Raw genomic sequence first — 1,516 nt, 5'->3', positions numbered from 1 at the left:
CCCCAAAGCAAAAGCGTAGGCTGTGAAACCTTGCGGATTTCGCTCGTCAGATTAGAGTTAAATGACACAAACCACTTGGGATAGGTCGGGTTGGCATTGACAAACGCTTCCTGCCAGTTTTGAGCCCCTAGTTCTCGCGTGTTGAGTCCTCCCGACGTCACGGTCAAAACGAGATGAGTTACCAGTTCGGGTTTCTCGAGCGCCGCACGGATTGCTATCACACCCCCCATCGACTGGGCTATCAGAGCCGTCGGTTGGTCAATGTGAGATACAACCATCCGGACGAGATCATTGAAGTTATTGACATCCGAAGCGGCGGGCTCTTGGCCGAATCCTGGATACCCTAGAATCATCTTCTGGACATCTGTCGTCAGCTGATTCGCGAGAGGCTGCCAGAACGCAGTGTCTCCCGATGCGCCTGGCAAGAAAAGCAGTTTCGATGGAGTAGACAAACGTAGTTTCTCCGAGATTTAGCACGCGAAATGGGCGGCAGCGTCTCAGATTGTCGCAAATCTATGATCACCAAGCCAGCGACCGTTTGTGGCCGAACCCGGAAGATTGTCGCCGGCCAGCGCTCGATCGCGCTGACTCAGCTCCGAACTTCCGTAGTCAACTGCGGATTCAACCGGTCGATGCAACAGGTTGATGGAATCGTTCAGCCGGTGTATCGAAGTTTAGTGTCTTGCGCGGACGTTCATTTAGCCGCCTGGCGATGGCGTTGAGCTTGGCTTGCGAATAGGCCACCAGCCATCTCCGTGCCACGATCCCAAGTCAGCGACTTGCACAATTCCTGCGGCAGCTTGCCAGCGTGCTTGATCAGGGCGTTAGCGACAGCCTCAGAGTTCTTGCTGGCAATCTTCACCAGCATCACGAACCGGGTCTGGCGTTCGACGCGTGTTGCAATCTGGTTGTTGACTCTGCCGAACAGCAGATCTTCTTCCCAAGGACTCAATGCGGCGACTCGCAAATGCCGAGCTGCTGCGCCATCAATACAAGTTCGGCAAAGGTGCGTGCCTTCATCTTGCGCATGGCCTGGCCGCGATGAATYTTCACGGTGACCTCGCTRAKACYWAGCTCGCYGGCGATCTGCTTRTTCAGCAGACCGGTYACCRCCATGCGCATGACCTCGGCCTCACGSGGCGTCAGGCTCTGGTAGTTGGCTCGCAGTTCATCCAGCTTACGCATGCCATGGCGGCGATCCCGATCCTTTTGCAAGGCGGCCGCCACGGCATCGAGCAGGTCCTGCTCGCGGAATGGCTTCGCCAGAAAATCCTCGGCACCGGCCTTCATGGCAGCAACGGTCATGGGGATGTCGCCGTAACCAGTCATGAAAATGATTGGGATCTGGACGTCCATTTGGGACAGCCGGGTCTGTAGGTCCAGGCCACTCTGCCCGCGGAGCCTGACATCGAGCAGAAGGCAAGTGGGCGCGTCCGGGAACGCGAATGCTAGCAGTTCGGCAGCGGATGCAAACAGTGCGACACGCATCCCGACTGATCGGAAGAGGTTCTCCAAC

Annotated in this window: 2 protein-coding genes and 1 pseudogene; all 3 read right to left on the bottom strand. The window is 56.8% G+C overall.

Translation table 11 applies throughout. The features are described 5' to 3' along the window. The coding region (locus AC1DS3_RS38550) for an alpha/beta fold hydrolase (RefSeq protein WP_477129354.1) at nucleotides 1-452 on the bottom strand (452 nt) is incomplete at its 3' end. Between the two features lie 169 nt (nucleotides 453-621). After that, nucleotides 622-943 (bottom strand): annotated as a pseudogene (locus AC1DS3_RS38545) (transposase); the annotation flags it as partial. A 5-nt stretch (nucleotides 944-948) separates the two neighbouring features. Next, complete coding sequence (locus AC1DS3_RS38540) at nucleotides 949-1,515, bottom strand: response regulator transcription factor (protein WP_477129353.1); 567 nt, start codon at nucleotides 1,513-1,515, stop codon at nucleotides 949-951. Between the last annotated feature and the right edge of the window lies 1 nt (nucleotide 1,516).

It is taken from the genome of Cupriavidus sp. 01L46 (genome assembly GCF_056399905.1).
Note: the sequence above shows the minus strand (reverse complement) of the source record. Positions and strands in the feature narration are given on the sequence as shown.